Origin of the sequence: Oryzihumus sp., assembly GCF_036391795.1 — a bacterium.
Classification (GTDB): domain Bacteria; phylum Actinomycetota; class Actinomycetes; order Actinomycetales; family Dermatophilaceae; genus Oryzihumus.
This window is the reverse complement of the sequence record NZ_DASVZH010000288.1, coordinates 1-11,392: the sequence shown is the minus strand read 5'-3', so window position 1 is coordinate 11,392 and position 11,392 is coordinate 1. Positions and strand designations below refer to the sequence as shown.

The 11,392-nt window shown below is 72.7% G+C and carries 15 protein-coding genes; 9 read left to right on the top strand and 6 right to left on the bottom strand.

The genetic code is table 11. The features are described 5' to 3' along the window. The 3 genes from VF825_RS17910 to VF825_RS17900 form a co-directional block, all read left to right on the top strand. Nucleotides 1–282, top strand: a 282-nt coding sequence (locus VF825_RS17910) for an aconitase family protein (RefSeq protein WP_331115905.1), incomplete at its 5' end; no start/stop codon positions are given. 11 nt (nt 283–293) lie between these two features. Next, nucleotides 294–899 carry a 3-isopropylmalate dehydratase small subunit gene (gene leuD, locus VF825_RS17905; RefSeq protein ID WP_331115903.1) on the top strand — a complete coding sequence of 202 codons (606 nt, stop codon included), beginning with the start codon at nt 294–296 and terminating at the stop codon, nt 897–899. 305 nt (nt 900–1,204) lie between these two features. Then, a complete protein-coding gene (locus VF825_RS17900) occupies nt 1,205–1,918 on the top strand; it encodes an HU family DNA-binding protein (RefSeq protein WP_331115901.1) in 714 nt (237 codons plus the stop codon). A 101-nt stretch (nt 1,919–2,019) separates the two neighbouring features. Here VF825_RS17900 and VF825_RS17895 read toward each other — a convergent pair whose 3' ends face one another. Further along, nucleotides 2,020–2,232, bottom strand: coding sequence for a hypothetical protein (locus VF825_RS17895; RefSeq protein ID WP_331115899.1), 213 nt, complete (start codon nt 2,230–2,232; stop codon nt 2,020–2,022). A 10-nt stretch (nt 2,233–2,242) separates the two neighbouring features. Further along, nucleotides 2,243–2,878 (bottom strand): 2-phospho-L-lactate guanylyltransferase, encoded by a 636-nt coding sequence (gene cofC / locus VF825_RS17890; RefSeq protein ID WP_331115897.1) that lies wholly within the window; start codon nt 2,876–2,878, stop codon nt 2,243–2,245. A gap of 107 nt (nt 2,879–2,985) precedes the next feature. Here cofC and VF825_RS17885 point away from each other — a divergent pair, with 107 nt between their 5' ends. The 3 genes from VF825_RS17885 to VF825_RS17875 all read left to right on the top strand — a co-directional run bounded on the left by VF825_RS17885 (nt 2,986) and on the right by VF825_RS17875 (nt 6,372). Beyond that, a complete protein-coding gene (locus tag VF825_RS17885) occupies nt 2,986–3,771 on the top strand; it encodes a lysophospholipid acyltransferase family protein (RefSeq protein ID WP_331115895.1) in 786 nt (261 codons plus the stop codon). Next, entirely contained in the window at nt 3,768–4,769 is a 1,002-nt protein-coding gene (locus tag VF825_RS17880; protein WP_331115893.1) for an NAD(P)H-dependent glycerol-3-phosphate dehydrogenase, read from the top strand. Before VF825_RS17885 ends, VF825_RS17880 begins: the two co-directional genes overlap by 4 nt. A 136-nt stretch (nt 4,770–4,905) precedes the next feature. Continuing rightward, nucleotides 4,906–6,372 carry a sulfatase gene (locus VF825_RS17875; protein WP_331115891.1) on the top strand — a complete coding sequence of 489 codons (1,467 nt, stop codon included), beginning with the start codon at nt 4,906–4,908 and terminating at the stop codon, nt 6,370–6,372. Between the two features lie 37 nt (nt 6,373–6,409). On the opposite strand, the gene VF825_RS17870 is transcribed toward VF825_RS17875, so the two are convergent. Next, a complete protein-coding gene (locus tag VF825_RS17870) occupies nt 6,410–7,495 on the bottom strand; it encodes a trans-sulfuration enzyme family protein (RefSeq protein ID WP_331115889.1) in 1,086 nt (361 codons plus the stop codon). Nucleotides 7,496–7,567: 72 nt separating this feature from the next. On the opposite strand from VF825_RS17870, the gene VF825_RS17865 reads away from it, so the two are divergent. Further along, nucleotides 7,568–8,719, top strand: a complete 1,152-nt coding sequence (locus VF825_RS17865; protein ID WP_331115887.1) for a D-alanine--D-alanine ligase family protein — start codon at nt 7,568–7,570, stop codon at nt 8,717–8,719. A gap of 13 nt (nt 8,720–8,732) precedes the next feature. On the opposite strand, the gene VF825_RS17860 is transcribed toward VF825_RS17865, so the two are convergent. Continuing rightward, nucleotides 8,733–9,146, bottom strand: coding sequence for a DUF3515 family protein (locus tag VF825_RS17860; protein WP_331115885.1), 414 nt, complete (start codon nt 9,144–9,146; stop codon nt 8,733–8,735). A gap of 86 nt (nt 9,147–9,232) precedes the next feature. Then, nucleotides 9,233–9,466, bottom strand: coding sequence for an Lrp/AsnC family transcriptional regulator (locus VF825_RS17855; protein ID WP_141789977.1), 234 nt, complete (start codon nt 9,464–9,466; stop codon nt 9,233–9,235). 127 nt (nt 9,467–9,593) lie between these two features. Here VF825_RS17855 and VF825_RS17850 point away from each other — a divergent pair, with 127 nt between their 5' ends. After that, complete coding sequence (locus tag VF825_RS17850) at nt 9,594–10,568, top strand: thiamine-phosphate kinase (RefSeq protein WP_331115883.1); 975 nt, start codon at nt 9,594–9,596, stop codon at nt 10,566–10,568. 83 nt (nt 10,569–10,651) lie between these two features. Here the strand turns inward: VF825_RS17850 and rpmB are convergent, their stop codons facing one another. After that, nucleotides 10,652–10,846: a 50S ribosomal protein L28 gene (rpmB, locus tag VF825_RS17845; RefSeq protein WP_141789007.1), complete on the bottom strand. Its 195-nt coding sequence runs from the start codon at nt 10,844–10,846 to the stop codon at nt 10,652–10,654. A gap of 222 nt (nt 10,847–11,068) precedes the next feature. On the opposite strand from rpmB, the gene VF825_RS17840 reads away from it, so the two are divergent. After that, nucleotides 11,069–11,392 (top strand): DAK2 domain-containing protein (locus VF825_RS17840; protein ID WP_331115880.1); only part of this gene is annotated, 324 nt, incomplete at its 3' end.

Below are 11,392 nucleotides of genomic sequence, written 5' to 3'. Positions count from 1 at the left end.
GTCGTGCCCGGCTCGGCCAAGGTCCGGCTGCAGGCCGAGGCCGAGGGCCTGGACGCGGTGTTCACCGAGGCCGGCGCCGAGTGGCGCCTCGCCGGCTGCTCGATGTGCCTGGGCATGAACCCCGACCAGCTCGCGCCAGGGGAGCGCAGCGCCTCGACGTCCAACCGCAACTTCGAGGGCCGGCAGGGCAAGGGCGGGCGCACCCACCTGGTCAGCCCGCTGGTCGCGGCCGCGACCGCCCTGCGCGGCACGCTGTCCAGCCCCGCCGACCTGAGCGCCTGAGGAGACCCGCCATGGAGCAGTTCACCACCCACACCGGCATCGGCGTCCCGCTGCGCCGCAGCAACGTCGACACCGACCAGATCATCCCGGCGGAGTACCTCAAGCGCGTCACCCGCACCGGCTTCGAGGACGGCCTCTTCGCGGCCTGGCGCCGCGACGAGACCTTCGTCCTCAACAACCCCGTGTATGCCGCGGGGTCGGTCCTGGTGGCCGGGCCCGACTTCGGGACCGGTTCCTCCCGGGAGCACGCCGTCTGGGCCCTGATGAACTACGGCTTCCGCGTCGTCATCTCCTCGCGGTTCGCCGACATCTTCCGCGGCAACAGCGGCAAGCAGGGCCTGCTCACCGCCCAGGCGAGCCAGGACGACGTCGAGCTGCTGTGGAAGCTGCTGGAGAACGAGCCCGGGGCGGAGGTGACCGTCGACCTGCAGTCGCGCACCATCACCGCCAAGGACGTCGTCGCGCCGTTCGAGGTCGACGACTACACGCGCTGGCGGCTGCTGGAGGGCCTGGACGACATCGGGCTCACCCTGCGCCACGAGGCCGAGGTGAGTGCCTTCGAGGCGACCCGACCGGCCTACAGGCCGAGCACGCTGGCGACCTCGACCGCCGGCTGAGCGGCCGGCCCCAATATCGCGAAAACCGTTCTGCCACAACACAACAACGGCCGTCGGCGCCCCCTCGCAGGGGGCGCCGACCCGTGTCCGGGGCGGGGTGACCGCGGCACCTCCGGACGGTCTGTGCAGGTCAGGGGCGGTCTCCAACCCCCTTCAAACACGTTGCGACACAACGAATCCGATGTTCCGTTTGTGGTGGACTCCACACTCCCGGAGGCCTAACGTCGTCTCCAAGTCGAGCACAGGCTCGGCCGCAGACCCGCCGGGCAAGGGGTCCGGCGCACATTTCCTCGGGAGGGGAAGACGTGAACAAGGGAGAACTGATCGACGCCCTTGAAGGGCGCCTCGGCAGCAAGAAGGCCGCGGCAGAAGCTCTCGAAGCGGTGCTCGACGTCATCATCCGGGCCGTCGCGAAGGGCGAGAAGGTCGGCATCACCGGCTTCGGCACCTTCGAGAAGGCGGCACGGGCCGCGCGTACGGGCCGCAACCCGCGCACCGGTGAGACCGTGAAGATCAAGAAGACCTCGGTGCCGAAGTTCAAGGCCGGCACGGCGTTCCGCACGGTGGTGGCCGACCCGCGTCAGCTGCCCAAGACCGCTGCGGCCGGCGCGCGTGCCGCTGCGGGCACGGCGGCCAAGGCCGGCACGGCGGTGGCCCGCAAGGCTGCCGGCGCGACGACCACCACCAAGGCGGCGGCCAGGAAGACCGCGACCAAGGCGGCTCCGGCCAAGAAGGCGGCCACCAAGACCGCGACCAAGGCGGCTCCGGCCAAGACGGCGAAGTCGGCCACCACCAAGGCTGCTCCGGCGAAGAAGACAGCCACCAAGACCGCGACCAAGGCGGCTCCGGCGAAGAAGGCGGCGACCAAGACCGCGACCAAGGCGGCTCCGGCCAAGAAGGCGCCCGCCAAGAAGGTCACCACGGCTCCGGCCACGAAGACCGCGGCCAAGAAGACCGCCACCAAGGCGGCTCCGGCAAAGAAGACCACGGCCCGGAAGGCCCCGGCCAAGAAGGCCTGAGCACTTCCGCCCAGCACGACGGGGCCGGCACCTGCGGGTGCCGGCCCCGTCGTGCTGGCCAGGGCCGAGGCGAGGGCTTCCGCGGGAAAGGCCCCGGGCGCTCAGCGGATGGGCTCTCCCTCGCCGATGCCGACGATCCACAGCCGGGTCAGGCGCTCCCCGTCGGTCGTGATGCTCAGCCGCTGCCCGGGACGGACGTGCCGCAGCCCACTGGCGTCGAAGACCTCGGCGTCGAAGGGGACCTCACGGCCGTCGTCGAGCAGCACGCTGCCCGCGCCGGTGGCGGGGTCGAAGCGGTGGACGCTGGCCTGCATGGGGCCAAGGCTAGTGCCGGCGCGAGGCCAGGACCTGCGCGGTGCGCGGACCGACGCCCAGCGACACCGCGCGCGCCAGGGCCACGTCGTCGTCCACGTCCGAGCGCAGGTGCGGCAGGTCCAGCTCCAGCCGGGTGTGGTCACGCTCATGGGCGTGCGCCGACCCGGAGCCGAACCGCGGGGTGAGCCACCCAGCCGCGTGCGCGGCGAGCAGCACGGTCCCGGTGCCGTCGGCGTCCGGGACGAAGCTGCGCTCGTGCTCGCAGCAGGCCGCCAGGGCCCGAGCCAGGTCCTCCGACCGCAGGGTGGGCAGGTCGCCCAGCAGCACCGCCGTGGGGCCCTCGGCGTAGCGCGCCTCCAGCTCCTCCAGCCCCGCGCGCACCGCGTCGTTGAGGCCTGAGCCCGGATCGGCGGTGACGTCGACGTCGCGCTCGCGCGCCCAGTCGCGGGTGAGCTCGTCGGAGGTGACGACCAGGAGGCGACCCACCGGCGTACAGGCATGGGCCGCCGTCAGGGTGTCGATCGCGAACGCGTGCGCCAGGTCGGAGCGGCGCAGCCCCGCCGGTGGGTGCAGCCGGCTCTTGGCCGACAGCTGGCCCTTGACCGGCACGACGACGCGCCACCGCTGCTGCTCTCCCGTGCTCATCATGGTGATCGTCTCAGCACGGCAGGCCGCCTCGACACCGACCCACGCCGACCGGGAAGATGGCCGCGACGGCCGCAACGAGCGGACGCGGGAAGGGCGGATCACTGGTGCGGCGGACACGACCTCGGAACAGGCTGCCCCTGGCCTACCGTTTCGCCGCGGGGCTGCTGCGCCCGACGATGATGCTGCTGACCCGGCACGAGTGGCGCGGCGCCGAGAACCTCCCGGAGACAGGCGGGTTCGTCGTCAGCCCCAACCACCTGTCCTACATCGACCCGATCGCGTTCGCGCACTTCCTCTACGACAACGGGCACCCGCCCTACTTCCTGGCCAAGGAGGGGGTCTTCCGCATCCCGCTGGTCGGCCGGCTGCTGCGCGCCGCGGACCAGATCCCCGTGCATCGCGGCACCTCCCATGCCGTCGAGGCCTTCCGTGCCGCCGTGATCGCCATCGAGGCGGGCAAGTGCGTGCCGATCTTCCCCGAGGGCACGCTGACGCGCGACCCCGGCCTGTGGCCGATGACCGGCCGCACCGGGGCCGCGCGCGTGGCCCTGACCACCCACTGCCCGGTGATCCCCGTGGCGCAGTGGGGACCGCAGGAGATCCTCGAGCCCTACGGGAGGCGACCGCGGTTCTTCCCCCGCAAGACGATGCACGTGTGGGCCGGACCTGCTGTCGACCTCAGCGACCTGTACGGTCAGCCACTCGACCGGGCAACCCTGCGCGAGGCGACCGACCGCATCATGGACGCGATCACCGGGCTGCTGGAGCAGATCCGGGGCGAGCGGGCCCCGGCCCAGCGTTTCGACGTGCGCGCGTCCGGGCTGCCCGAGACCGGCAACTTCCACCGGGCGCGACGTGAACCGCCCGCAGGAGCAGGAGGACAGGCATGACACGGGCCGCGGTATTCACCGCCGGCAGCTGGGGCACGGCCTTCGCGGCAGTGCTCGGGGACGCGGGCACGCCGGTGCGGATGTGGGCCCGGCGCCAGCAGGTCGTCGACCAGATCAACACCGAGCGGGTCAACCGCGACTACCAGCCCGACCTGGTCCTGCCCGACAACGTCTCGGCCACCACCGACCCGGCCGAGGCCGTCGAGGGCGCCGACCTCGTCGTGCTGTCGGTGCCGTCCCAGAAGCTGCGCGAGAACCTCGTCCACTGGGCCGACCTCATCCCGCGTGACGCCGCCGTCGTCTCGCTCATGAAGGGCGTCGAGCTCGGCACCACCAAGCGCATGAGCGAGGTCATCGCCGAGGTCGGCAAGGTCGAGCCGGAGCGGATCGCCGTGCTCTCCGGCCCCAACCTCTCCCCGGAGATCGCCGCCAAGCAGCCGGCGGCCAGCGTGGTGGCGTGCATCGACCACGCCGTCGCCGAGATGGTCGCCGACGCCTGCGCCGCGCCCTACTTCCGGCCCTACACCGCCACCGACGTCATCGGCACCGAGCTCGGCGGCGCGGTGAAGAACGTCGTCGCGCTGGCGGCCGGCATGGCCGAGGGCATGGGCATGGGTGACAACTCCAAGGCCTCGATCATCACCCGCGGCCTGGCCGAGACCACGCGGCTGGGCATCGCGCTGGGCGCCGACCCGGCGACCTTCTCCGGCCTGGCCGGGGTCGGTGACCTCATCGCGACCTGCATGTCACCGCTGTCCCGCAACCGCACCTTCGGGGTCAACCTCGGCAGGGGGATGACCGTCGAGGAGGTCATCGCCGTGACGAAGCAGACCGCCGAGGGCGTGAAGTCCTGCGAGGCGATCCTGGACCTGGCCCGCCACCACGGCGTCGACGTGCCGATCATCGAGAACGTCGCCGCGGTCGTGCACGACGGGCGCACGCCCGAGGAGGTCGTGCGCTCCCTGATGACCCGGCGGCTCAAGGCCGAGAAGCACTGACGGCCGGGTGCCTGCCCGCGGCAGGTAGCCGGAGCCGCCTTGGTCGGCCTAGTCCCATCGCAGGTTCTGCTCCTGCTCGTGCCATCAGATCCTGTCCGGGGGCAGGCGGTGCACGAGGTGGCGGGAGCGTGGCGCGATGGTCAGCGGGAGACGCCGGTCCAGGTCGACAGCACGGCTGATCGTCCTGGCCCTGGTCGTGGTGACGTGGGTGCTGGCCTCTCTCGTGTCGCCGCCCTTCCAGGCCGCGACCGTCGCGACGGCGGCGACCCGCCCCAACGTGCTGGTGGTCGTGACGGACGACCAGCTGGACGGCACCGTGACGCCCCAGGTCATGCCCAACCTGTACCGGGAGATGGTGCAGTCGGGCGTCGAGTTCACCAACGGGTTCGTCAGCAACTCCTGGTGCTGCCCGAGCCGGGCCAGCATCCTCACCGGCCAGTACAGCGGCCACAACGGGGTCTGGACGACCGGCGGGACGTGGGGGCTGAAGGCATGGCGTCCGCACGAGGGCTCCACCCTGGCCACCTGGATGCATGCCGCCGGCTACCGCACGGGCATCGTCGGCAAGTACATGAACGGGTTCGCGGCCGACGCCGCGACGACCTACACCCCGGCCGGCTGGGACACCACGGCCATCCCCATGGACCTGACCTACAAGGACGGGGCGGGCTTCTACAACTACGACCTGTGGGAGAACGGCCACGCCGTCCACTACGGCACCGCGCCGAACGACTACTCCACGCGGGTGTTCACCCAGAAGGCGCGGACCTTCATCGCGCCATCGAACGACACCAGGCCGTGGTTCCTCTACCTCGCCTACACGGCGCCGCACGGGCCCGGCGGCCCCGACCCGCTGGACACCAGTGCCGGCGCCGGTGTCACCTTCCCGATGCCGCCCAGCGTCTGCGAGAAGGACGTCAGCGACAAGCCGGCGTTCATCCGCTCCAAGCCGCTGTGCTCGATCACCCCGACGCAGTACTCGAACAAGATGCGGGACCAGCAGCTGCGGATGCTGGCCAGCGTCGACCGGGGCCTGGGCCAGGTGTTCTCCGACCTCAGGGCGAGCGGGGCGCTGGGCAACACCCTGGTGCTGTTCACCTCCGACAACGGCCACGAGCTGTGGGAGCACCGCGTGCGCGTCAAGGAGCTGCCCTACGAGGAGTCCATCCGGGTGCCCCTGCTCGCCCGCTGGGACGCCCTGGGCTCAGCCGCGGTCGGGACCCGCACCCAGCTCGCCCTCAACATCGACATCGCCCCCACCGTGGTGGAGGCTGCCGGTGTCGCCCAGCACGGCAGCTTCGACGGCGCGAGCCTGTTGCCCGCCATGGCCGGCGCCAGTGCCCCGTCGCGCCCGGACTTCCTGATCGAGCACAAGATGCTGAACAGCAACGACGAGGGCGGGCCGTCGTACTGCGGCGTCCGGACGCCGCGGTGGAAATTCGTCCTCTACCAGACGGGGGAGCGGGAGCTCTACGACCTCACCGCGGACCCGTACGAGCTGCGGAGCCTGCACCGGGACGCGGCGTACCGGACGACCATGGCCTCGCTCGAGGCGAGGGCGAAGCAGCTGTGCGCACCACCGCCGCCCGGCTGGACCCCGTGAGCGGAGCACAGCACCCGGTCGACCGGGTCAGGGCCCGTCAGGCCTGGCGCAGCGCCCGGTCCAGGTCGCGCCACAGGTCCTCGACGTCCTCCACCCCGACGGACAGGCGCAGCAGGTTCTCCGGGACGGTGAGCGGCTCGGTGCTGATCCGGCGGCGGCGCTCGACGAGGGACTCGACGCCGCCCAGGCTCGTGGCATGGGTCCACAGCCGGACCGTCGCGGACACCCGCTCGGCCGCCTCGGTGCCACCGCAGACCTCGATCGAGACGACGGCCCCGAACCCGGGGTAGCGCACCCGTTCGACCGCTGGGTGACCGCCGAGCCGCTCGGCGAGCACCGCCGCGTTGGCCGTGGCCCGCTCCACCCGCAGGTGCATGGTTCGCATCCCACGCAGCGCCAACCACGTCTCCACCGGGCCGGCGATCGCGCCGTGGATCAGCCGGTGGTGGGCCAGCCGTTCCTGCAGCTCGCGCCCGCGCTCCGTCGGTGCCGTCACGGTGGCGCCGAGGACCACGTCGGAGTGCCCGGAGAGGAACTTGGTCACCGAGTGCATCACCACGTCCGCGCCGTCGGCCAGCGGCTGCTGCACCAGGGGCGTGGCGAAGGTGTTGTCGCACACCACGACCGCGCCCCGCTCGTGCGCCGCGGCGACGAGTGCCGGGACGTCGGCGACCTCGAGCATCGGGTTGGTGGGGGACTCCACCCAGAGGAGGTCGGCCCCGTCCAGCGCCGCGACCACCGCCGCGGTGTCGCTGATGTCCACCCGGCGCACCTCCAGGCGACCCGCGTCGGCGAGGTCGCCCAGGATCGAGCCCGTGCCGTTGTAGGCGTGGGTCGGTGCCACGACCACCCCGCGCTCGGGTGCCAGGGACAGCGCGGCCGCCACGGCCGCCATACCGGAGGCGAACACGAGCGCGGTGCCGCCCTCAAGGGCGCCGAGCGCCTCCTCGAAGGCGCTCCACGTCGGGTTGCCGGCACGCGCGTAGTTGACCTCGCCGTCGGCGACGTAGGTCGAGGTGAGCTCCAGCGGGGCGTTGACGCCCGCGCCGGGGACCCGCGGCGGGCGTCCGGCGGAGACGAGAAGGGAGGCGGGGGCCAGGTCGTCGGGGTGAGTCGCGTCCACGGCCACACAGTAGGTCCGGGCCGGGGTCGGGTGTGTCGGCGGCCGTATGCCGGGCGGTAGGGTCACTCCTCGATGAGCGCCTCCGACATCGTCCCCAGCACCCCGTCCGCCGAGCCCCGCCGCAAGCCGCGCGTCGCCATTGTCTTCGGCGGCCGTTCCTCCGAGCACGCGGTCTCCTGCTCGACCGCCGCCGGCGTGCTGCGTGCGATCGACCGCGACGCCTACGACGTCCTGCCGATCGGGATCGCCAAGGACGGCCGCTGGGTCCTGGCCGCCGACGACCCCGACCGCCTCGCGCTCACCCCGGGGCGCACCCCCGAGGTCGACGACGCCGCCGACGGCGTGATCGTGCCCCTGAGCACCACCGACCGCAGCCTGGCCGTCCTCGAGCCCGGCCAGCCGCCGCGCGCGCTCGGCGACGTCGACGTGGTGCTGCCGCTGCTGCACGGCCCGTTCGGTGAGGACGGCACCCTGCAGGGCCTGCTCGAGCTCGCCGACATCCGCTACGTCGGCTCCGGCGTGCTGGCCTCGGCCGCGGGCATGGACAAGCACTACATGAAGGTCGTCCTGGCCGGTCACGGCCTGCCGGTCGGCCCCTACACCGTGATCACCGACAAGGCGTGGCGCCACGACCCGGCCGCGGCGCTCGACGCCGTGACCTCGCTGGGCTTCCCCGTCTTCGTCAAGCCGGCCCGCGCCGGCTCGAGCATGGGCATCACCAAGGTCAGCGCCAAGGAGGACCTCGAGGCCGCGATCGAGACCGCGCGCGAGCACGACCCCAAGGTCATCGTCGAGGCCGCCATCGTCGGCCGCGAGATCGAGTGCGGCGTGCTCGAGGGGCGCGACGGCGCTCCGACCCGCACCAGCGAGGTCGGCGAGATCGAGGTCGTCCAGGGTCACGAGTTCTACGACTTCGAGGCCAAGTACCTCGCCGAGGCCGACGTGGTGCTCGCCTGCCCGGCCGACATCCCCGCCGAGGTCTCTGACGAGGTGCGCCGCCTGGCCGCCGCGGCCTTCGACGCCTTCGGTTGCGAGGGCCTGGCCCGGGTGGACTGCTTCTGGACGTCCGGCGGCGACGTGGTCATCAACGAGATCAACACGTTGCCCGGCTTCACCCCGACCTCGATGTACCCGCGCATGTGGGCGGCCTCGGGCCTGGACTACCCGGCGCTGATCGACGAGCTGCTCCACCTCGCGCTGTCGCGCCGCACCGGCCTGCGCTGAGCCGGCCCGTCGCTCAGCGGCAGCGGTGGGTGCCCTGCGGGATCGCCTGCGCCGCAGCGGTGAACGCCGGCAGCAGCAACGGCTCGGGGGAGTAGGTCGAGGGCACCAGCACCTCGATCGCGGGGGTGCGCCCGTACGTCGTGAAGCGCACGCCGTCGCTGAGCCGGTGGGCCACCCAGTCCACCCCGGACACGTCGATGCACTGGTCGGTCGTGGGTCCCGGTGGTGCCACGCCGCAGCGGACGATCACGGCCGGGTCGCCCCAGGCGTGCACGGCGGGGGAGTGGGAGGTGGTGTCGACGGGCTTCTGGTTGCCGACCGTCGCCGGCCACTTCGCCGAGGCCGCGCGGCAGGCGGCCGAGGAGGCCTCGGGCGGCGCGGTGACCTCCACGCCGCGGGAGCAGGCCGGCAGCACGAGGACGAGCACCAGCGCGGACAGCGTTGCCGCACAACGCGTATGGCGGCCGGGTCGCCTCACGCGACCGGCCGCCATACGAGGGTGCTGCTCTGCGCTCAGACGTGCACGACCGTGCACGTGAGGGTGCGGGTGATCCCCGCGACGTCCTGGATCTTGGCGATGACCAGCTTGCCGAGCTCGTCGACGTTGCGGGCCTCGACGCGCGCGATGACGTCGTAGGGACCGGTGACGTCCTCGGCCAGGGTGACTCCGGAGATGCCGGCGATCGCCTCGGCGACGGTGGCAGCCTTGCCCACCTCGGTCTGGATCAGGATGTAGGCCTGGACCACCACGATGCCTCCAAGGGTTGGCCGGGGCGCACGCGCGCCCCGAGGAAACCGTGCCGGGGCCGGCGCGGCCCGGACATCGCAGACGCTACCGTGCCGGTGCAGGTTTCGTCCCAGCAGGAGGCAACGAGTGGTCAAGGATCCCAACGGTTCCGAGGGTCCGACCCTGGCGCAGGTGAGCGAGTCCGAGCTGCTCGAGGGCATCTTCCCGCTGCTGCCCGGTGGCCACGGCGTGCTGCTCGGCCCGGGCGACGACGCCGCGCTCGTCGCCGCACCGGACGGGAAGGTGGTGGCCACGACCGACGCGATGGTGCGGGACCGTGACTGGCGCGACGACTGGTCCACCGGCGCCGACGTGGGGGCCAAGACGGTGGCGCAGAACCTGGCCGACGTCGCCGCGATGGGCGCGGTGCCCACCGGGCTGCTGGTCACGCTCATCGCCGACCCGGCCACGCCGCTGGCCTGGGTGCACGACTTCGCCACCGGGCTGGCCGAGGCGGCCCGTGAAGCCGGCGCCCCCGTCGTCGGGGGAGACCTGTCGTCGGCCCCGCCCGGGATGCTCGTCGTGTCGGTGACCGCCCTGGGTGACCTCGAGGGGCGCGAGCCGGTGCTGCGCTCGGGCGCACGCCCCGGCGACGTCGTCGCGGTCGCCGGCAGCCTCGGACGCTCGCACGCGGGCTGGCGGCTGCTGGAGCGTGGTGAACCCGGCCGGGCCCCGGAGCTGGTGGACTACCACCGCCGGCCGCGACCGGCATACCGGCAGGGGCCCCTGGCCGCCGAGGCCGGCGTGCACGCGATGCTCGACCTCAGCGACGGGCTCGTGCGCGACGCCGGCCGGGTCGCCCGGGCGAGTGGGGTCGGGGTCGACCTGAGCCGGGAGGCGCTTCAGCCCGACGTCGCGGCGCTGGCCGGTGCGGTGGGGGAGGGCACGGCGTGGGAGTGCGTGCTCACCGGCGGCGAGGAGCACTCGCTGCTGGGCTGCTTCCCCGCGCACGTGCCGCTGCCGCACGGGTGGCGCCGGGTCGGCGCGGTCGTCGCCGGCGAGGGGGTCACCCTCGACGGTCAGGCCCAGGGCGCCGGCGGCTGGGACCACTTCGCGGGTTGAGCCGGCCCGCAGGCATGACAAGAGCCGGCCCCTGGGGGACCGGCTCGTGTCGGTGTGCCTGGGTCAGGCGGCAGGACGCTGGGTCAGCGCTTGACCTTGCCGGCCTTGAGGCACGAGGTGCAGACGTTGAGACGCTTCGGGGTCACACCGGCCGCGCCCACCAGAGCCTTCACGCGCTGGATGTTGGGGTTCCAGCGACGCTTGGTGCGGCGGTGCGAGTGCGAGATGTTGTGACCGAAGCCCGGTCCCTTGCCGCAGACATCGCAGTTGGCAGCCACGGGTGATCTCCTGAACTCGTTTGATACATCGGAAGTACGGGTGCTCCCCGAGGGCAGCGCTCGATGGTGAGCCGACCCGGGGAACCGGTCAAGAGTAGCCGAGGCTGACCCTGCGACCAAAATGCCCCACCCGGGCCGCGTGGGACGCTCGGCGTGCCACCGGCGGGCGGGAGCCCATCGTCGCACAGCCCCGCTACCCTCACGGCTGATGAGGAGGTGTGCATGAGCGAGGTCGGGCCCGGTCCCGAGAGCCGGCTGGCGCGCATCGACGCGGTCGCCGCGCGCCGGTGGGCCGTGACGGCGCGGGCTGCCCTCGCGGCCCGGCGCAGCGAGCTCGACGCGCTCAACGTCTTCCCCGTCCCCGACGGTGACACCGGCACCAACCTCTACCTCACCCTCGATGCCGCCCTCGACGCGGCGCGTTCGGAGCGCATCGCCGCCGCCGAGGGGGTGCGGTCGCTGGCCGCCGATGCCGCGTCGCTCGCGCGCTCGACGCTGCTCGCCGCCCGCGGCAACTCCGGCGTGATCTTCAGCCAGATGGTCCGG